We start from the raw sequence: 12535 nt of genomic DNA on the forward strand, positions 1-12535 counted from the left end.
AGTGCATCCATATCATCATCCGCTATTCTTAAATTTTATTGTTTATTTCAATAGGAATCAAGACTACTTCGAGTGCCATGAAGTGCTTGAAGAGTATTGGAAATCCATTCCAAACTATACGAAGGATCATCCGCTTACTGCTTTTATCCTCTTATCGACAGGACTTTACCATTGGAGGAGGGGCAATGTGCACGGAGCGCACCGCACAGTCGTAAAGGCTGCGAACAGGATGCAGGACTTTTCTACGTTCGATGCTCGCTACACGGAGGCCTTGGATTATCGGCAGCTTGTACAGGATACGGAAAGAGTCATCAGCAATATGGAAAAAGGAGAAGCCTTTTCTCCGTTCACGATTCTGTTGACATCTGCATCTCTTCAACGCTCTGTCGATGAGATCGCATCCTCCATGGATCTTCTTCCTGCTGATAGCGATGCTGTCATTCATAAACATATGCTTCGGGATCGCTCCGATATTCTCGCGGAACGCGAAAAGAAAAAGCGCAGACCACAATGATCTGCGCCTTTTCTCATTCGGATTGTTGTTGTTCTTCCTTTTGTAGGCATTTTTCCAAGAACGACTCTGTATACTCATTACTCTTACATTCCAAGCCGGGAAAAAGTTCTCCGAGCTTCACGATTATCTTGCTACCGATCCCCTCTCCACGGAATGAAGGATTCACAGAAAGGTGCATTACGGTGTACGAATCTACATCCAATATAATTCCGACGAGGCCGATGAAATCTTCCCCTTGCTTCAGAAGATATAACTGCCAGTCTTCGTCATTTTCATACTGATGAATCGTTTCCTGCAATTTTTTTACAGACTTTTCTCCGGGCATATAAGAAAGCAAGCCCATGGCGATTTTCTCATACGCCTTCTTGTAACGTAAAAGCATCATAGAAATCCCTTCTTTTCAAAAAATCCTCAGGCTACGGCGATATAGTCTTTATTCCGCTTGAAAAAAGGGGGACTGCCGCCGAATTATGTTAATCGTACATGATTGCCAAGGCTTTTTCAATGATAGAGAAAGTTCATTTATTCGGACCGGCGAAAGGGGCAATAAAGTACCAGTACACTGCCCCCCAAACGATTGCTGCAATGACTATGAATAAGAAAAGGGTCATATTGCGTCTTTTCATGATGAAATTTCCTGTTGCGTCCTCTGCAACGGGATATCTAGCCTGATGACATCTTCATACGTTTCTCTGCGTACTACCAATTGATGATTTCCGTTTTCGCAAAATACGATTGCCGGCTTGGGAAGACGGTTATAATTGCTTGCCATGGAATATGTGTAAGCTCCTGTACAGAAAACGGCAATGATATCCCCTTCCTCAGGTTCCGCGATGTACGCATCTTCAATCAATTTGTCTCCGGATTCACAACATTTACCCGCTATTGTCACTTTATCCGAATGAGGATCCAACATTCTGTTTGCCGTCGCCGCTGTATATTTCGCCTCATACAATGCAGGACGGATATTGTCAGACATCCCGCCATCAACAGCTACATAAGTCCTTGTACCCGGCACTTCCTTACTACTTCCTACAGTGTAAATAGTGGTGCCGGCATCTCCGACTAGTGATCTGCCCGGTTCAATCCAAATCTCCGGTAATGGATAATTATGTTTGCGCGTCATCGAGAGCACAACATCCTCCATCTCTTCAACATAAGCAGAAGGATGGAGCGGTTTATCCTCTTCTGTGTACCTGATGCCAAAACCGCCTCCCAAGTTGAGCACTGTACAAACGAATTTGAACTTCTGTCGCCATTCAATCATCTTTTCCATTAGTGCTTCCGCGGCAAAACGGAATGCGTCCGTTTCAAAGATTTGGGAACCAATATGGCAATGCATTCCGAGCATGTTAATGTAAGGGTGGTTATATAGCTTGAGAAATGCATCATCAGCCTGGCCATTTTTTAAATCGAAACCGAATTTCGAATCCTCTTGACCGGTCGTGATATAGTCGTGGGTTGAAGCATGTACCCCTGGAGTTACACGCAACAGAACATTCATCTTCTCTTTGCGCGATTCCGAAATTTCCTTAAGCATTTCGATCTCCAAGAAATTATCAACTACGATACAACCAATTTTTTCATCGAAAGCGAATTGCAATTCCGTATAACTTTTATTATTTCCATGAAAATGAATCTTTTCCCGCGGGAAATCCGCAGCCGCCGCTGTATATAGCTCCCCCCCGGATACAACATCCAATGAGAGACCCATCTGCTTTGCAATTTCATAGATGGCTATGGAAGAGAAAGCTTTGCTTGCATATGCAACTTGGGCTTTGATGCCCGCTTTTGCAAAAGTTTCTTTGAACGCTGCAGCACGTTCTCTGAATAGCGAGATGTCATAGACAAGCAATGGCGTGCCATACATATGTGCAAGGTCTACTGTATCTACTCCGCCTATCGTCAAGTGGCCTAGATTGTTCACCGATTGAGTTCCATATAGATGCATATTCATTCCTCCAAGTCATGTTGTTAAAACTTTATCATAACTGGAAGCCAGGAATCAATCCTCTATGAAAGCCTATTCCGCTCCGGCGCTTTCGTAATGTAAGGCCTCGGTGCATCCATAGTCATTGGATATCGTATCAATACACGCTTCATTGCATCAGGAAAAAACGGAACCGCTGGCCATAAGTATGGTGTTCCCATTGGTTTGAGGGATGCCAAATAATAAAACAGAAAAGCGATGCCCAAGAAGAACCCTGGAGCCCCAAGAATTCCCGTCAAAATAAGTATGAAGATCCTGAACACTTTCGTCGTGATGCTCAATTCGAAAGACGGTATCGCAAAAGTGAAAATCGCGCTAACCGCAACGTACAGTATGACTTCTCCAGTAAAAAGACCGACATCGATCGCCACTTGGCCGATCACAATCGCTGCAACGAGTCCCATGGCAGTCGTCATCGGAGAAGGGGTGTGTATAGCGGCCATCCGTAAGACTTCTATGCCGATATCTGCAATTAATAATTGCACGAGAAGAGGGACGGACCCCGGATCATTCGGACCGATATAACTAAGTGAAATCGGTAAATATTGCTGATAGGTCGCAAGTAAATACCAAAACGGGAGCAATAATAGACTGAGCGACGCACCAATCAGGCGGACCCATCTCACAAATGTTCCGATGAACGGTGCTTGACGATACTCCTCAGCATGCTGCAAATGATGAAATATGGTTGTAGGCACCAAAATGACTGAAGGGGATGTATCGACAATAATTGCGATATGGCCCTCAAGGAGATGCGCAGCGCAAATATCCGGCCGTTCTGTGAAACGGACGAATGGCATCGGGTGAAATCGTTGCTTAAACAGGAATTCTTCCAATGATTTATCTGTCATTGTCAATCCATCATGTTTAATTTCATCCAGCCTTTTCCGGATGTAGGAGAGGTGCTCTTCACTTGCAGCCCCTTTCATGAAGGTGATGGCGACATCCGTCTTGCCGTTCACTGTCGTTTGGTGCATTTCAAAACGAAGATTTTCCGTTTTTAGGCGCCTTCTGACAAGAGCCGTATTTGTAATAATGTTCTCAGTAAAGCCATCTCTAGATCCACGGATAACTTTTTCGGTGTCCGGCTCTTCAGGCGATCTTCCCGGATAGCTACGGATATCCCCGATGAATACAAAACCATCGGGGAGTACGAAGCCGACCTGTCCACTTAATACATTGTTGAGCAGTTTCTCTTTCTCATCGACATCCGATAAGGCATAATAAGGGAAGTACGTAAGAAACCACGCTGGATCATCCCTGTTTTCCTCTTCGGGTTTTAGGCCTTCTTGCATTTCCGTTAGCAACGTCGTCAAAATGTTTCCATCGACAAGTCCGTTAATGTAAAGCAATAATGCAGGCATCCCCCATAAATGGACCGTTTTCGCCGTAGCATCGAATGTTTCATTATCACCGAATTTACTGTGGAACCATTCTTCTCCGTCTTTCAAAGATGTAAATAACTTAGCCATGTATTATTCCGTCCTCACTTTACCTTCACTTTCCTCTGGTTGTGCACTCATCCATGTCTTCAATTGGGCCAATATTTTCTTCTCCAAACGGGAAACCTGAACTTGAGAAATGCCGATACGTTCTGCGATGTCACTTTGTGTATAGTCCAAATAATACCTCATATAAATGATGGTCTGATCACGTTTATTCAGCTTGGAAACAACGTCCCGGAGAGGGATATGATCGAAAAACCTCTCCGAACGGTCATCCCTCAGCTGATCCATTAACGTCAAACTATCCCCCTCATTTTCGTACAATTGTTCATGAAGGGATGCAGGATCACGTAATGCATCCGAAGCGAGAATGACTTCGTCGATCGAGACCTCCAGCACTTCGGCAATCTCCGAAACGGATGGCGACCTCCCATGGTTTTTAATGTAGTCATCAGTCGCGTGGCGGATTTTGAAACTAAGTTCTCGAATTGACCGGCTCACTTTCACCATCCCGTCATCGCGGAGGAAGCGTTGAATTTCCCCTACAATCATCGGTACGGCATATGTGGAGAACTTCACATCATATGACAAATCGAATTTATCAATTGATTTCATGAGGCCGATGCAACCGATCTGGAATAGATCCTCTAAGTCGGCGCCACGGGATGCAAATCGTTGAACGATGGACCAGACAAGCCTTGTATTCCCTTCCACCATCATCCTTCTTGCATCCTTATCCCCATCCTGGGATTGCTGGATGAGCAGTCTCATCTTTTCCTGTGACAATAGGGCATCTTGCCGTTCAACAGAAGTATCCATCGGTCACCTCATTCTGCTTGCTTCCGTGACCGGAGAAAACGTTTTCTCGAATCGCACTACCGTTCCATTTCCGATGGATGATTCCACTGAGAGATTGTCCGAAAAGCTTTCCATGATCGTAAATCCCATTCCTGACCTTTCAGCGAGCGGCTTTGTAGTGAACATTGGCTCCATTGCCTGTTGCACGTCAAAAATTCCTCCGCCCTTGTCTTCCACTGTCATCGTCACCTTGTTTTCATCAATGACAGCATGGATCGTCACCATGCTTTCCCCGTCACAATCATAGCCATGTATAATGGCATTGGTGACCGCTTCCGATACGATCGTCTTGAATTCCGAGATCTCTTCAAGGGTCGGATCCAATGGCGTTATAAAGCATGTCATCGCCATCCTCGCAAGCGCTTCGTTTTCTTCAATTGCAACGAATGATAATGTCATTTCATTTCTCATATAAGACCCCTCCGATTTCGCCAATTACACTGTCGACCGAGCCGTGTCTGATGTTGGACCCTAAGCCGGAAAAATTGAAGATCTTCTCCATTGTCGGGGATGGGTTCAAGATGAGCGTTTCACCATTAAATGGTGCCAAATCACGCATCCTGCCAAGTATGAGCCCGATGCCTGCGCTATCCATAAATCCGAGGCGGCTCAAATCCCAGACGATTCCTTTCACTTTTCCAGTGAAGATGGAAGAAGAGATCGTGGAACGGATCCTGTTCGCTTCAAGATTGTCCAACTCCCCTGCCAATGTTACGACCACAATACCATCAATTTGATTAATATCAGCCATGCTGAATCCCTCCTTCATGCGGAACATTCAACACAGGACAAGGAAAACCCTTTCACCTGACATAACTAGTCATTAAATTTGCAAAGTTCCTATCTTTCGACAAAGCATTCTACCTAAAAAAGTCTATCCATTTTTAGGACAGTTTACACATGTTAGGAATAAATAGAGCATTTTAATAAAGGTGATTTCCGCTCCGAGCGGACGCTTTCCGGGGGCTCCCTGCAACTTCCTGCTCGCAGCGCTGCGCTTGTGCTCGCAAACGCCGTTCTTCGTAACGGCGTTCGCTATCCCCCAGGAGTCGCCGCCTTTCGCTACAATCAACAGTGTTTCTTATTATTAGAGATAAATTTAAGCAAATAAAAAACCATTTCAAGTCCCCTTTTTCAAGGACTCAAAATGGTTTTTTGTTTGCTGTCAGCCTGTAATCATTTCATGGATCAAGGCTGGTTTTTCTTGTTCTTTATCTGAGATATGGATATGTTTTTGGATTAGGTCGATGGATTTTGCAACGTCTTCGCGGTTTGCATGGATGATTGCAACAGGTTCGCCGGCGGTTACTGTATCGCCGATTTTTTTCTTCAAGACGATGCCGACAGCTAAGTCGATTTCGTCGTCTTTTGTTGCTCTTCCTGCTCCTAATAGCATCGCTGCGACACCGATTTCATCCGCTTCCATTTTGGAAATGGTGCCTGTAGTCAAGGCTGGCACTTCGATTTGGAACTTCGCGGATGGAAGTAAAGTTGGATCGTGTACAATCCGAGCATCTCCGCCTTGCGCTTCTATCAATTGCGCAAACAGATTTAATGCTGAACCGTCTTTGATGACGGCTTCGAGCATTGTACGTGCTTCTTCAACCGTTTCCGCCTTTTCGCCGGCAACAATCATTTTGCTTCCGAGGACGAGGCAAAGCTCAGTCAAATCCTCAGGCCCTTCGCCTTTGAGCGTATCGATAGCCTCTTTCACTTCCAACGCATTTCCGATTGCATAGCCTAGCGGCTGGCTCATGTCCGAAATGACTGCCATCGTGTTTCTTCCGACTTGGCGGCCGATCGCAACCATGGAATGTGCAAGAGCTTCGGCATCTTCCAATGTCTTCATGAAAGCACCATCGCCTGTTTTCACGTCCAATACGATTGCGTCTGCACCAGCAGCTATTTTCTTGCTCATGATGGAGCTTGCAATGAGTGGGATGCTGCTAACCGTAGCAGTCACATCACGTAAAGAATACAGATTTTTATCAGCAGGCGTCAAATTGCCGCTTTGGCCTATGACGGCGACTTTCAAATCATTCACTTGTTTGACGAACTGCTCTTCAGTAAGCTCAATATGGAATCCTTCGATTGCTTCAAGCTTATCGAGCGTGCCGCCTGTATGGCCGAGGCCTCGGCCGCTCATTTTCGCAACCGGGACTCCGCAAGCCGCAACTAATGGCGCGAGTATCAACGTTGTCGTATCGCCAACGCCGCCAGTGGAATGCTTGTCGACCTTTAGTCCTTCGATTGCCGACAGGTCGATCTGGTCTCCTGATTCAACCATTGCCATCGTCAAATGGCCTTGTTCCTCAGCCGTCATACCTTCAAAGTAAATCGCCATCAAGAGAGCGCTCGCCTGATAGTCCGGTATGGACCCATCCGTATAGCCGTTTATGAAAAATGTTATTTCCTCTTTAGTAAGGGTTTCCCCGTCTCTTTTTTTCTCAATGATATCAACCATCCTGAACACAAACATCACACCTTTTCAATTAATGAACGTAAAAAGCTTTCCCCAAACTCCGGCAACTTCACGTTGAAGTTATCAGCGATTGTCGCTCCGACATCCGAAAATGTTTCACGTAATGGCAATTCGCCGCCGCCTTTGAAAGCCGGTGAGTAAATGAGTAATGGCACATATTCCCTTGTATGGTCAGTTCCGCTATGCACAGGATCATTTCCGTGATCCGCTGTAATGATGAGCAGATCATCCTGTTTCAATGACTCAATGATTTCTGGTAGGCGTGCATCAAATTCCTGCAACGCGTTTCCATAACCGATCGGATCTCTCCTGTGCCCAAATAACGCATCGAAATCAACAAGATTCGTGAAGCTAAGACCGGTGAAATCCGATTGCATCACATCGATCAATTTGTCGACGCCATCCATATTGCTCACCGTCCGAACAGCTTCCGTCACACCTTCTCCATTGAAGATATCGGATATTTTACCAACTGCGATGACCGCTTTCCCAGTGTCCTGCAGTTCGTTCATAACCGTTCTGTCAAAAGGCTTCAATGCATAATCATGCCGGTTTGTCGTACGGGTGAAGTTCCCAGGTTCTCCGACAAACGGTCTCGCAATGACGCGGCCGACAAGGAATTCTGGCTCCAATGTAAGTTCGCGGGCAATTTCACAAATGCGATATTGCTCTTCAATCGGAATGATCCCCTCATGCGCTGCAATTTGGAGAACAGGATCCGCGGACGTATAGACGATGATTGCGCCTGTTTCCATATGTTCCTGGCCAAGCTCGTCAATGATACCGGTTCCGCTCGCCGGCTTATTGCCGATCACTTTTCTACCCGTTCTTTTCTCCAATTCATCAATTAACTCTTTAGGGAATCCATTCGGGTATACTTTGAATGGCTTATCGATATTCAAGCCCATCAACTCCCAATGGCCCGTCATCGTATCTTTGCCTACGGAAGCTTCCTGCATCAATCCGTATACTCCAGCCGGATCAGCTTCAACGTCGACACCTTTAATTTCCTTAATGTTCGATAAGCCAAGACGCCCCATATTTGGCATCTTCAATCCGCCCATTTGTTCTGCTATATGGCCGAGTGTATCTGCTCCTTGATCTCCGAATAAATGAGCATCAGGTGATTCGCCGATTCCGACCGAGTCAAGTACGATCAAATGTATGCGATTGAATTTCGTTTCTTTCATATCAATACCTCCAATATTCATACTTTCCAAAATGTCCTCCATGTTTTCACGCACGGGGATGGAATTTCACATATACATCTTTCAATCTCGCTTTGCTCACATGCGTATAAATCTGTGTTGTAGAAATATCTGCATGACCGAGCATTTCCTGGACAGCACGAATATCCGCCCCATTCTCAATGAGATGGGTCGCAAAAGAATGACGTAAAATATGCGGCGTCAGTTCTTTTTGTATTCCAGCTTCTAATGCATATCCTTTAATTATTTTCCAACAACCTTGCCGAGTCAAGCGGCTCCCCCTCATATTGACAAAAAGCGCGTCTGTTCCGTTCGTTTTTGCAATGAAAATTGGACGTGCTTCCCGTATGTATGCTGTGCATGCTTTCATTGCACCGCCGCCTAGAGGCACAATCCTTTCCTTGCCCCCTTTTCCGAAAACACGGACAAACCCCATGGAAATATGGATATCGTCAATATTCAAACCAATCAGCTCACTGACACGCATTCCGGTGCCATAAAGCAGCTCCAGCAATGCAATATCCCTTTTCCCTTGTGGCTTGCTGCTTTCCGGCATAGAAATCAATTTGTCCACTTCCTTCACGGAAAGGACTGACGGCAGTTTTTGTTCGAGTTTCGGCATTTCCAAATGGACGGTCGGATCTTGCGTTGTTACTTTTTCCCGTAAAAGGAACTGATGAAATGACCGTATTGAAGAAATATGCCTCGCAACCGTCCTTGAAGATTTCCCAAGCTCTTTCAAGCTATGCAAATATTGCAGGATTGCGGAACGATCGATGTCATCAATCGACCCGATCCCCGCCTTTTCCAATTGTGTTATATAATCAGAAAGATCTCTTCTGTAGGAAGTGACCGTGTTTTGTGACAGCTGCCTTTCAACCTTTAGAAAATGGATGTAATCTTCCAAAGCAAATTTACTATCCTTCATGTATTTCACCCCTCAATGACAAAAAGGGACAGCATCATGCCATCCCCATTTCACTTTTTACTGTCATTTCCCGCGGATTTACAGCTTTCGCAAATCCCATGGAAGGTCAACCAATGGTCTTTAACATTGAATCCATATCGACTTTCGACAATTTTCTCAACATCCCCCAAAAGGTCTTCCTGTATTTCAGCGACTTTTCCACATTCAATGCAAATAAGATGATGGTGAAAACGCGATGCCCCTTCTTGGCGTAAATCATATCGGGAAACACCGTCACCAAAATTAATCTTGTCGACGATTTTCAGCTCCGTCAGCAGTTCCAATGTCCGATAGACAGTAGCAAGGCCGATTTCCGGCGCTTTCTCTTTGACAAGTAAAAAAACATCTTCAGCACTTAAATGATCTTCTTCATTCTCAAGAAGGACCAAGACCGTAGCTTCACGCTGAGGCGTCAACTTATAGCTGGCCCCGTGCAATTGCTTTTTGATCCGTTCAATCCGGCTCTCCATATGACGCCCCCCTCAACACTGATACCATTATATCAAAGAGGCGTTCTTTGTTACAACAGAAAGGGAAAAGTAGACTTTGAATCCAATCACCGAATGAGAAAATGAAATATAGTAATCTCTACTAAAAAAATAAATAAAGATACACCCGCCAGTACGGGAACCGCTTGCAGATTCCGCGCTTTCCTCGATACCCTGTTGAAATAAGGCGGGCTTAACACAGTACAATAAATGAGGAATATGAGGCAGGAAATGAACTGGAAGGGGAACCACCAAATTGCATACTCCCATATTTTCATTCCTGAATATAAGAGAAAAGAAGATGACAATCCGAATAAAACACATTTAACTGCACCGAAAAACAATATCGCATGCCTTGTTTTGTTGTTAACGGCTAGAAAGAATGTCACAACAAAAAACAACAGCATCGTTATAAAGGGCCTCAGTATAGATCCATCGGATAATGAAATGATTCTCGGATCGAAAAAGCCGATCCATTTTTCGGATGCAGCAATCGGAATTTCCCTGAATAACAATGCCCCGCCGATATATCCGACGGCTAGTATGATAAACAGATGGATAAAAGATAAGGAACGGACCACAGGCTTCACCTCCGCATCGTTTCTATAACGTATGCTTGTCCGTTCCGAAATAGCTCAATCTTGCAGAAGTTTTTTAGCGTGGAGAATCGCGAAAGCCGTTTTTGCGTCGTAAATCCGCTGATCCAACACCATTTCTTCCGCTTCTTCAATTGTGCATTCCATAATTTCAAGGAATTCGTCTTCGTCGCCTGCGGCAGGCTTGTCTATTTTATATAGTCCTTGAGCTACGAAAATATGAATGACTTCGTTTGCAAATCCGGGTGATGTCGCAAATGACTGCAAGTAGTCAAATTTATGAGCCCCGTATCCCGTTTCTTCCTCCAATTCTCGAAGCGCTGTCACCTCAATATCTTCGCCGGACTCGATCTTGCCTGCAGGAATTTCAATGATGGAACGATTCAATGCCTTTCTATATTGCTCAACAAGAATCAATTTCCCGTCATCTGTAATTGGTATGATTGCGACAGCGCCGGGATGATCAATGAGCTCCCTCTTCGCACGCTTGCCGTCGGGTAGTTCGACCTCATCGACACGGAGGGAGATGATTTTCCCTTCAAACAACAATTCCGATGCAACAGTCTTTTCCTCAAAACGATTCATTTTAACACGCTCCTTTTCTTTCAATAAGCAACAAACTTTCCCTATTAACTTCTACATTGTACAGTTTATTGTAAGTAGATGAAAACAATTATGGAGGTGCTCCAATGAAAAAGAGGGAGATTGGAAATAGTGGCATTTATGTATCTGAACTAGGACTTGGATGCATGTCATTCCCAGACGACTTGGAAGAAGCGAAAAGCATAGTTGACGCGGCAATCCATGCCGGCATCAATTTCTTCGACACAGCGGACTTATATGCTGCCGGCAAAAATGAATCTCTCGTTGGCGAAGCTTTGAAAGGCAGACGTGACGAAATCATTCTTGCGACGAAGGTCGGCAACCGGGTGATTCCAGGAGAAGATGGCTGGGTATGGGATGCTTCCAAAACATATATAATGGAAGCCGTAAAGGACAGTCTGAGACGTCTTGGAACTGACTACATCGATCTTTATCAATTGCATGGTGGAACGATGGAAGATGACGTGACGGAAACGATTGAAGCGTTCGAGGCTTTAAAAAAGGAAGGGGTCATCCGGCAGTACGGCATTTCGTCAATACGACCGAATGTCATTGAACGTTTCTTAACGAACAGTTCCGCCGTCTCTGTGATGATGCAATACAGTCTATTAGACCGTCGTCCCGAGGAATGGTTCCCGATGATCCGTGAAGCAGGAGCTTCTGTCATCACTCGGGGGACATTGGCAAAAGGATTATTGACAAATGAAGGAACATCGAGGGTCGAGAAAATGGACGGTTTCGGAGCGCATGATGCAGAAAGTCTTAAGCAGACTGTCAAGCAGGTTCATGAAGCTACCGCGGAAGTGCATGCGCTTGCCCTATCATTCAACTTAAAGGAAGACGCAGTCGCTTCAGCTTTAATCGGCGCCAGCTCGAAAAATCAACTACTTGATTCGATTGTCTCGTATGAACAGGTGATGGACCAATCAGAACTCGATTCCATATCGAAATTATCGAAAATGCATCAGTATATTGATCATCGTCCATAACGATGTAATATTTCTGTAATAAAATTGTAATGATTAGTAATCTCTCTGAAGGGTATCTAAAAAGTAGGCAACAATTATAGATTACACCTTTGGAGGAGATTTAAATGAAAATCACAGACAAAAAATGGTTGAAACTTGGAGCAGCAACGTTCCTTTCCGTCGGTCTACTTGCAGCATGTGGAGATGGCGACGACGATACGGACGTAGATGTGAATAATCCACCAGCTGACGTAGATGACGGTGTCAACGATGGTACAGATACAAATGTCGATCTTGATGTAGATGACGGTACAGATACTGATGCTGACTTGGATACTGACACAGATACAGACGATAGTAAATAAGCGAATGAAAAACGAGACTCTGCAATGGAGTCTCGTTTTTTTCTATTTGTT

15 protein-coding genes are annotated in these 12535 nt (G+C 44.9%); 4 read left to right on the plus strand and 11 right to left on the minus strand.

Translation table 11 applies throughout. The annotated features are described in order from the left end of the window. Nucleotide 1 precedes the first annotated feature (1 nt). Nucleotides 2-514, plus strand: a complete 513-nt coding sequence (locus AB1K89_RS01710) for a DUF309 domain-containing protein (protein WP_413053084.1) — start codon at nucleotides 2-4, stop codon at nucleotides 512-514. A 13-nt stretch (nucleotides 515-527) separates the two neighbouring features. Here AB1K89_RS01710 and AB1K89_RS01715 read toward each other — a convergent pair whose 3' ends face one another. The 10 genes from AB1K89_RS01715 to fur all read right to left on the minus strand — a co-directional run bounded on the left by AB1K89_RS01715 (nucleotide 528) and on the right by fur (nucleotide 9934). Continuing rightward, the gene (locus AB1K89_RS01715; protein WP_371922534.1) at nucleotides 528-899 is read right to left on the minus strand and encodes a GNAT family N-acetyltransferase; all 372 of its coding nucleotides are present in this window, start codon (nucleotides 897-899) and stop codon (nucleotides 528-530) included. 237 nt (nucleotides 900-1136) lie between these two features. Next, nucleotides 1137-2465, minus strand: coding sequence for a diaminopimelate decarboxylase (gene lysA, locus AB1K89_RS01720; protein WP_413053085.1), 1329 nt, complete (start codon nucleotides 2463-2465; stop codon nucleotides 1137-1139). A gap of 62 nt (nucleotides 2466-2527) precedes the next feature. After that, nucleotides 2528-3976 (minus strand): spore germination protein, encoded by a 1449-nt coding sequence (locus tag AB1K89_RS01725; RefSeq protein ID WP_413053086.1) that lies wholly within the window; start codon nucleotides 3974-3976, stop codon nucleotides 2528-2530. Nucleotides 3977-3979: 3 nt separating this feature from the next. Next, nucleotides 3980-4768, minus strand: a complete 789-nt coding sequence (locus AB1K89_RS01730; RefSeq protein ID WP_413053087.1) for a SigF/SigG family RNA polymerase sporulation sigma factor — start codon at nucleotides 4766-4768, stop codon at nucleotides 3980-3982. Between the two features lie 3 nt (nucleotides 4769-4771). Further along, nucleotides 4772-5218, minus strand: a complete 447-nt coding sequence (spoIIAB, locus tag AB1K89_RS01735; RefSeq protein WP_413053088.1) for an anti-sigma F factor — start codon at nucleotides 5216-5218, stop codon at nucleotides 4772-4774. Then, nucleotides 5208-5558: an anti-sigma factor antagonist gene (locus AB1K89_RS01740; RefSeq protein ID WP_252503483.1), complete on the minus strand. Its 351-nt coding sequence runs from the start codon at nucleotides 5556-5558 to the stop codon at nucleotides 5208-5210. The genes spoIIAB and AB1K89_RS01740 overlap by 11 nt, the downstream gene beginning before the upstream one ends. Nucleotides 5559-5972: 414 nt before the next feature. Next, on the minus strand, nucleotides 5973-7271 hold the full coding sequence (locus tag AB1K89_RS01745) for a pyrimidine-nucleoside phosphorylase (RefSeq protein WP_413053434.1): 1299 nt from the start codon (nucleotides 7269-7271) through the stop codon (nucleotides 5973-5975). Between the two features lie 14 nt (nucleotides 7272-7285). Then, nucleotides 7286-8479, minus strand: coding sequence for a phosphopentomutase (gene deoB, locus AB1K89_RS01750; RefSeq protein ID WP_413053089.1), 1194 nt, complete (start codon nucleotides 8477-8479; stop codon nucleotides 7286-7288). A gap of 46 nt (nucleotides 8480-8525) precedes the next feature. Next, nucleotides 8526-9425, minus strand: coding sequence for a site-specific tyrosine recombinase XerD (gene xerD / locus AB1K89_RS01755; protein WP_413053090.1), 900 nt, complete (start codon nucleotides 9423-9425; stop codon nucleotides 8526-8528). Nucleotides 9426-9475: 50 nt separating this feature from the next. Further along, nucleotides 9476-9934 carry a ferric iron uptake transcriptional regulator gene (gene fur, locus AB1K89_RS01760; RefSeq protein ID WP_252503486.1) on the minus strand — a complete coding sequence of 153 codons (459 nt, stop codon included), beginning with the start codon at nucleotides 9932-9934 and terminating at the stop codon, nucleotides 9476-9478. A 249-nt stretch (nucleotides 9935-10183) separates the two neighbouring features. On the opposite strand from fur, the gene AB1K89_RS01765 reads away from it, so the two are divergent. After that, nucleotides 10184-10561 carry a hypothetical protein gene (locus tag AB1K89_RS01765; protein WP_413053091.1) on the plus strand — a complete coding sequence of 126 codons (378 nt, stop codon included), beginning with the start codon at nucleotides 10184-10186 and terminating at the stop codon, nucleotides 10559-10561. Nucleotides 10562-10587: 26 nt separating this feature from the next. Here the strand turns inward: AB1K89_RS01765 and AB1K89_RS01770 are convergent, their stop codons facing one another. Beyond that, a complete protein-coding gene (locus AB1K89_RS01770) occupies nucleotides 10588-11133 on the minus strand; it encodes an NUDIX domain-containing protein (RefSeq protein ID WP_413053092.1) in 546 nt (181 codons plus the stop codon). 104 nt (nucleotides 11134-11237) lie between these two features. Here AB1K89_RS01770 and AB1K89_RS01775 point away from each other — a divergent pair, with 104 nt between their 5' ends. Beyond that, on the plus strand, nucleotides 11238-12140 hold the full coding sequence (locus tag AB1K89_RS01775) for an aldo/keto reductase (RefSeq protein ID WP_413053093.1): 903 nt from the start codon (nucleotides 11238-11240) through the stop codon (nucleotides 12138-12140). Between the two features lie 104 nt (nucleotides 12141-12244). After that, nucleotides 12245-12484, plus strand: coding sequence for a hypothetical protein (locus AB1K89_RS01780; protein WP_413053094.1), 240 nt, complete (start codon nucleotides 12245-12247; stop codon nucleotides 12482-12484). The last annotated feature ends 51 nt before the right edge of the window (nucleotides 12485-12535 follow it).

It is taken from the genome of Sporosarcina pasadenensis (assembly GCF_047228845.1).
Classification (GTDB): Bacteria; Bacillota; Bacilli; order Bacillales_A; family Planococcaceae; genus Sporosarcina.